The sequence below is a fragment of the Streptomyces sp. NPDC059564 genome (assembly GCF_042735575.1).
In the GTDB taxonomy this organism is placed as follows: Bacteria; Actinomycetota; Actinomycetes; order Streptomycetales; family Streptomycetaceae; genus Streptomyces.
Genome location: NZ_JBHWBP010000387.1, coordinates 1 through 6,964, shown reverse-complemented (window position 1 = coordinate 6,964; position 6,964 = coordinate 1). Strand labels below are relative to the sequence as shown.

The 6,964-nt window shown below is 73.2% G+C and carries 7 protein-coding genes; 3 read left to right on the top strand and 4 right to left on the bottom strand.

What is annotated here, in order from left to right; all coding sequences use genetic code 11:
* Positions 1-3: 3 nt before the first annotated feature.
* Positions 4-522, bottom strand: a complete 519-nt coding sequence (locus ACFV0Q_RS36035) for a glycoside hydrolase family 20 zincin-like fold domain-containing protein (protein ID WP_385011411.1) — start codon at positions 520-522, stop codon at positions 4-6.
* Positions 523-800: 278 nt separating this feature from the next.
* Entirely contained in the window at positions 801-2,162 is a 1,362-nt protein-coding gene (locus ACFV0Q_RS36030; protein ID WP_385011409.1) for an OFA family MFS transporter, read from the bottom strand.
* An 80-nt stretch (positions 2,163-2,242) separates the two neighbouring features.
* On the opposite strand from ACFV0Q_RS36030, the gene ACFV0Q_RS36025 reads away from it, so the two are divergent.
* Complete coding sequence (locus ACFV0Q_RS36025; protein WP_385011407.1) at positions 2,243-3,148, top strand: alpha/beta fold hydrolase; 906 nt, start codon at positions 2,243-2,245, stop codon at positions 3,146-3,148.
* A 29-nt stretch (positions 3,149-3,177) separates the two neighbouring features.
* Here the strand turns inward: ACFV0Q_RS36025 and ACFV0Q_RS36020 are convergent, their stop codons facing one another.
* Together ACFV0Q_RS36020 and ACFV0Q_RS36015 are read right to left on the bottom strand one after the other, a co-directional pair.
* Positions 3,178-3,576 carry a DUF4440 domain-containing protein gene (locus ACFV0Q_RS36020; RefSeq protein ID WP_385011406.1) on the bottom strand — a complete coding sequence of 133 codons (399 nt, stop codon included), beginning with the start codon at positions 3,574-3,576 and terminating at the stop codon, positions 3,178-3,180.
* Between the two features lie 62 nt (positions 3,577-3,638).
* The gene (locus ACFV0Q_RS36015) at positions 3,639-5,102 is read right to left on the bottom strand and encodes an MFS transporter (RefSeq protein ID WP_385011404.1); all 1,464 of its coding nucleotides are present in this window, start codon (positions 5,100-5,102) and stop codon (positions 3,639-3,641) included.
* A gap of 101 nt (positions 5,103-5,203) precedes the next feature.
* Here ACFV0Q_RS36015 and ACFV0Q_RS36010 point away from each other — a divergent pair, with 101 nt between their 5' ends.
* Positions 5,204-6,109 (top strand): helix-turn-helix domain-containing protein, encoded by a 906-nt coding sequence (locus ACFV0Q_RS36010; protein ID WP_385011402.1) that lies wholly within the window; start codon positions 5,204-5,206, stop codon positions 6,107-6,109.
* Between the two features lie 103 nt (positions 6,110-6,212).
* Positions 6,213-6,964 (top strand): methyltransferase (locus tag ACFV0Q_RS36005; RefSeq protein WP_385011400.1); only part of this gene is annotated, 752 nt, incomplete at its 3' end.

Here is a 6,964-nt window from a genome sequence, read left to right as displayed (position 1 = left end):
TACTTAATGCGACGGCGACCACCGTGATATACACGAGCTCCGTCGTCGGCAGCTACTGATGTGTCTAGGTGACTGGTGGAGCAGTTGGAGGACGCTGCGGGTGCCGTTGAAGGCGCCGGTGTCGGTGGCGGCCTGGAGGGTGAGGGTGGCGCCGACGGTCATCCGGTAGCCCTCGGCCGGCAGGGTGGGGTCGCCGAGGCCGAGGCCGATGTCACCGGCGGCCGGGCTGCCGGTGACGACGGGGACGCCGCGCCCGGTTAGGGCCGTGAGGTCCTCGGCGAAGGTGGCCGCCTCGTCGGAGAGCCGGTCGGCGGCGGCGGGGTCGACGACGATCCGGGTGGTGGCGGTGAAGGCGTACGCGCCGCCGGTGGACGGGGTCCACTGGCGCAGCGCGGGGACGGTCTGCGGCGCCGCGGCGGCGGCCGCGCGGGCGGGTGGCGCGCCCGGTGCGGCGGCGGCGCCGGGAGCCGTCAGCAGGGTCACCGCGCAGGCGGCGGCGACCAGTGATCCGAGCAGACGCATGGCTGCCTCCAGCCGTGTGGGGCCGCAGAGGGAAGGGGCCACCAGTGCAGCGCAAGCGTCGCGTACATGTCAATAGATGCTCGGAACGGCGCCGAATCGAGCACGGTCGCGCAGAATCGGCGCGGTACCGGAGCGGGATCGGCACGGAAACGGCCGCCCTGATCCCCGTCAGCCGCTGAACAACTGGCTCATTTTCACACCGAGTTCGTGGATTCCGTAGGCGAACGGCACGCCCACCCACAGCCAGGCGGCGACGAGCAGGACACGGCGGCGGGTGGTCACGGGGCCGCTTCCTCCTTCGGGACGGTGTCCGGCGCCGGCGCGACGGCCGGCGGTTCGTGGTGGCGCGGATGCACGGGCCGTACGAGCTCGTTGGCGGCGAACCCGATGACCAGCAGCCCGATCATGATGAAGAAGGAGGTGCTGTAGAGGGCGGTGCCCGTGTGCCCCGCGGCCTTCCGGTCGTCCGCCACGGCGTTGACGATCAGCGGCCCGAGGACCCCGGCCAGCGACCAGGCGGTCAGCAGCCGGCCGTGGATCGCGCCGACCTGGAAGCCCCCGAACAGGTCCTTGAGGTAGGCGGGGATCGTGGCGAAGCCCCCGCCGTAGAAGGAGAGGATGACGGCGGCGCAGCCGATGAACAGGGCCTTGGAGGAGCTCCCGGCCAGCGCGATGACGAGGTACATCAGCGCGCCGACGCCCAGGTAGACCCGGTAGATCCGCTGCCGGCCCACGAAGTCGGAGGCGGAGGACCACAGGATGCGGCCCAGCATGTTGGCGAGCGAGAGCAGCCCGACGAAACCGGCCGCGGCGCTCGCGGCGACCGGAGTCGCGGTGCCGGCGAAGAAGTCGACGATCATCGGGGCGGCCTTCTCCAGGATGCCGATGCCCGCGGTGACGTTCGCGCACAGCACCACCCACAGGCACCAGAACTGCGGGGTGCGCAGGGCGTTGCGGGCCGAGACCCGCGCGCCGCTCACCAGGCCCCCGCTCGCGGCGGACGGGGGCGTTCCGGGCGGCGCCCAGCCGGGCGGGGGCAGCCGCACCAGCAGGACGCCGAAGGTCATGAAGACGGCGTACCCGATGCCCATGACCAGGAAGGTCTTCGCGATCCCCGTGGAGCCGGTGCCGAAGGACGCCAGCAGCCGCGTCGACAGGGGCGCGGCGATCAGCGCGCCGCCGCCGAAGCCCATGATGGCGATCCCGGTCGCCATGCCCGGGCGGTCGGCGAACCACTTGATGAGGGTGGACACCGGCGAGATGTAGCCGATGCCGAGGCCGATCCCGCCGAGGAGCCCGTAGCCGAGCACGACGAGCCAGTACTGGCGGGTCGCGGCGCCGAGCGCGGCCACGGCGAACCCGGACGAGAAGCAGAGGGCCGACACGGTCATGGCCCAGCGCGGACCGTTGCGTTCCACCAGCGTGCCGCAGAACGCGGCGGACAGTCCCAGCATCACGATCGCCAGCTGGAACGGCAGCGCCGACGCCGTTCCGGACAGCCCGAGCGAGGACTCCAGGGGCGGTTTGAAGACGCTCCAGGCATAGGCCTGGCCGATGGAGAGGTGGATGGAGAGGGCGGCGGGCGGAACGAGCCAGCGGCTCCACCCCCGGGGCGCTGGCGTACGCAGTCCGGCGAGCATGCCGCGGACCGTACCGTACGCGCGCGCCGCCGGGGGCCGTCTTCGGCCAGGGCCGCCCCGCTCCGCCCTATGGTGGGCCCATGAACGAACAGAAGGCGTCCGGGGTGGGCCCGTCGGGCATCGAGGTGGCGTACGAGCGCTTCGGCGATCCGCGCGATCCGGCCGTGCTGCTGATCATGGGCCTCGCCGTGCAGATGCTGGGCTGGCCGGAGGGGTTCTGTACGGAGCTCACCTCGCGCGGGGTGCAGGTGATCCGGTTCGACAACCGCGATGTCGGCCGGTCCACGCACTTCCCGGACGCGCCCGTGCCGGACGTCCGGGCGGCGGTCGCCGGGGACGTGTCCTCGGCGTCGTACACCCTGTCCGACATGGCGGCCGACAGCGTCGGCCTGCTCGACGCGCTGGGGATCGACGGCGCGCACGTCGTCGGCATGTCGATGGGCGGCGCCATCGCGCAGACGATCGCGCTCGAACACCCGCGCCGGGCGCGGTCGCTGACGTCCATGATGTCCTCGACGGGAGATCCCCGCGTCGGGCAGCCGAAGCCCGAGGCGCTCGGCGCGCTGGCGGGACCGGTCGCGACGGAACGCGACGACGTGGTCGAGCGGATGGTGCGGACCGTACGGGTCCTCGGGTCCCCGGGCTTCCCCTTCGACGAGGCCGCGGCCCGCGACCGGGCCCGGCGCTCCTACGACCGGGGCTACGATCCGCTCGGCATCGCCCGCCAGGCCGTGGCCTCGCTCGCCTCCGGGGACCGGACGGTGCGGCTTGCCTCGGTGGACGTGCCCACCCTGGTCATCCACGGCTCCGACGACCCGATGTGCGACGTCAGCGGCGGGCGGGCCACCGCCGAGGCCGTACCCGGCGCCAAGTCGGTGACCTTCGAGGGGATGGGACACGACCTGCCGCGCGCGCTGTGGCCGGAGATCGCCACGCTGATCACCGACCTCGTCGGGCGCGCGGAGGCGTCCTCGCCGACGGGCTGAGAGCGTCGGGGGCGACGGGGCGGCGCCGGTCAGGGCCGATCGTACCAGGAGAAGGCGGCGATCCTCCACCCCTGCGGGGTCCGGACGAACTGGATCGTCTTGGTCCCGCCGCCCTCGAACGGTTCGCCGTCCAGGGTCCCGGACTTGCGGTACTCGCCGAAGCGGGACGCGATGTCGCCCTCGATCTCGGTCCGTTCGGAGGTCTCCCACTCGCTGAACCCGACGAGCCGGCCGTCGTTCAGCAGCCGCTCGCGGGGCTCGATGAACTCCTCCAGGGTGTAGGCCGTGAAATCCGGCCCGGTCTTGACGATCACGCCGCCGGGAAGGACCAGCCGGCGCAGCCGGGCCACGTCGGCGGGCTTGTCACCCCGGTTGTCGAAGGCGGCGAAGAACTCGGCGGTCACCGCGTCTATCTCGATCTTGGACATGGGCGCGACGCTAACACCGCGGGCCCCGCTCCCAGGGGGAAACCCGGTTTTCCCCGTGGGCCTCACCGCATGAGGCGCGGCAGCCGCAGGCTGAGCAGCACCGTCAGGACGATCATGCCGAGCTGGACGAGCAGGGTCACACCGAGGGCCGTCCCCATCCCCGCCGTCGGAGCCAGCGCGAGGAAGAGGCTGCCGAGGGTCGCGACGCCCAGGGCGAGCGCCGACTGCTGGGTGGTGACCATGACGCCGCTGCCCACCCCGGCCCGGTCGGCCGGTACGTCCGACAGCATCAGCCGCATCAGCACGGGCAGCTGCAGGCCCTGGCCGAGGCCGGCGACCGCGACGCCCGGGGCGAGGTCGGCGAGCCCGAGGTCCGGCCAGCCGCTCCGGACGGTCAGCAGGAGCAGCAGGATGCCCAGGCCCTGGATCAGGCCGCCCGCGGTGACGACCCGGCTGCCGAAGCGGCCGACCAGCCTGGGCCCGGCGAGGGAGGCGGCGAAGAAGGCGACGGCCATCGGCACCAGCGCCAGCCCCGCGGCCACCGGCCCCATCCGCAGGCCCTGCTGGAGCGCGACCGCGACCACGAACATGAAGCCGCTGAAGCCGATCGAGAACGGCACCATCATCACCAGGCCGCGCTTCAGGGATTCCAGGCGCAGCAGGCTCGGCGGCACGAGCGGGGTCCGGCCCAGCCGGTCGGCGCGGCGCTCGGTCAGGTAGAAGGCGGCGGCCGCGAACGGGAACACCCCGAGGGACAGCCACGTCCACAGCGGCCAGCCGGTCGCCCGGCCCTCGGTCAGCGGCAGCAGCAGGGAGACCAGCGACAGCGCGAGCAGCAGCGTGCCCGGTACGTCGACGGAGGCCGGGCGCTCGGAACGGGTCTCGGGGACGGCCCGGACGGCGAGCACGAGCCCGAGGATGACGACGGGGACGTTCACCAGGAACACCGAGCGCCACCCGGTGCCCGCGACGTCGGCGGCGACCAGTACGCCGCCGAGTATCTGCCCGGTGACCATGGACAGCCCGGCGGTGGCTCCGTAGAGGCTCATCGCCCGGGCCCGGCGCGGGCCCTGCGTGGTGGCCTGGATGGTGGCGAGGACCTGCGGCAGCATCAGCGCCGCGGCCGCACCCTGCGCCACCCGGGCGCCGACCAGCGTCCAGGCGGTGGGGGCCAGGCCGCAGGCGAGCGAGGTGAGGCCGAAGGCGGCCATGCCGATCAGGAAGAGTCTGCGCCGTCCGGCCGTGTCGCCGAGGCGGCCGCCGAGTACGAGGAGCACCGCGTAGGCGACCCCGTAGCCGCCGACGATCAGTTCCAGCATGGCGGGCCCGGCGGCGAGGTCGCTGTCGATGGCGGGCAGCGCCACGTTCACGATGAAGAAGTCGATCAGCGGGAGGGCCGCGCCCAGCAGCACGGTGAACAGTCCCAGCGGGCGCAGGGCCGCTCCCGGCCCGGCGCCCGGGGTCGCCGGGTCGGTCCGGGGGGAGGAGGGGGATGAGGGGTGGGTGCGTACGGTCGTTTCGCTCACACAGAGGACGATCCTCCGGCGCCCACTCTGGTACCAGAGTCTCTTCATCCTGGTACTGGCAGTACCTGGCACCCGGATGGCGTGTGCGGCACCCTGGTGTCATGACCACTGTGGCCCCCGAGAGCGACGTACGCCGGCACGAGCTGGCCGACTTCCTGCGCAGCCGCCGCGAGCGGATCGCCCCCGAGCAGGTCGGGCTGGTGCGCGGCCGCCGCAGGCGCACTCCGGGACTGCGCCGCGAGGAGGTCGCGCAGCTGTCGGCGGTGGGCGTCACCTGGTACACCTGGCTGGAGCAGGCCCGCGAGATCCAGGTGTCCCCGCAGGTCCTGGACGCCCTGGCGCGCGCCCTGCTGCTGGACGCCAGTGAGCGGGCGCACCTGTTCGCGCTGGCCGACAGCACCGATCCGGCGCAGCACACGCCCTGCCCGAACGTGACCCCGGCGCTGCGCGCGATGCTCGACCAGCTGGACCCGATCCCGTCCTGCGTGCAGAACAGCCGGTACGACATCCTCGCGTACAACACCACGTACGGGCGGCTGCTGTGCGATCTGGACCGGCTGGCCCCCGAGGACCGCAACTGCATGTGGCTGGCCTTCACGAATCCGGACTGGCGGGCGGCCGTCGTCGACCTGCCCGAGGTGAACCGGACGATGGCGGCCAAGTTCCGGGCCTCGATGGCCGAGCACCTGGCCGAGCCGGCCTGGAAGGCGCTGCTGGCGCGGCTGGAATCGGTGTCGGCCGAGTTCCGTGAGGTGTGGGCGCGGCACGAGGTGGTCGGACCGGGCGGGAAGGCGAAGTACATCCTCAACCCCCACGTGGGCATGCTGCACCTGGAGCACACCAACCTCTGGCTGGGCCCGGCGGCCGGGGCGCGGCTGGTGAGTTACGTCCCGATCGACGAGGAGACGCGCGAGCGCGTCGTCCGGCTCGGCGCCCTGGCCGCCCGCGAGGCCGGGGCGATGGCCGCGTCGACGACCGGGGCCGACGCCGGCGCCCTCGTGCCCTGAAGTCGACTTGACGGCGGGCGACACGGGCGAAAATGCCCCGGCGCGCACACCGCCCGGGCCACCATGGCGGTGTGGTACCCCCTGACACGACAGGAGCGCGACTGTGGCCAGCCCCGGAGATCACACCGACCACACCGACCCCTTCGCACCGTCCGCCCTGCACGACGTGATGTACGGCCACGTCCACTCCGCGGCGCTGCGGGCCGTGGCCGTCCACCGGATCGCCGACCACCTCGCCGACGGCCCGCGCACGCCCGCGGAACTCGCCGCCCGGACCGGCACCGACGCCTCCGCCCTGCGGCGCGTGCTGCGGCTGCTCGCGGTCCGCGGGCTGTTCCACGAGGACGAGTGGGGCGCGTTCCGACTGGAGGAGGCCGGGCGGCCGCTGCGCACCGACGTGCCGGACTCGCAGCACGCCGGGGTGGTCATGATCACCGATCCGATGTTCGGGCGGTCGGCCGCCGAGCTGCCGGAGACGCTGCGCACCGGGCGGCCGTCCTTCGACCTGTCCTACGGCGTGCCCTTCTTCGAGCACCTCCTCAAGTCCCCCGACGACCGGGCCGTCTTCGACGCCGGGATGGCGGCGCTGTCCGGCCCGGTCGACGAACTGGTGGCGCAGAGCTACGCGTTCCCGGAGGGTGCCCGGGTGGTCGACGTGGGCGGCGGCCGGGGCGGGCTGCTGCGGGCGGTGCTCGGCCGCGGGTCCGGCCTGCACGGGGTCCTCTTCGACCAGCCCGCCACGGTGGCCGAGCACCTGCTGGACCAGCCCGAACTCGCGGGCCGCTGGCGTACCGAGGCGGGGGACTTCTTCACCGCCGTCCCGCGGGACGGGGACTTCTACCTGCTCAAGCACAT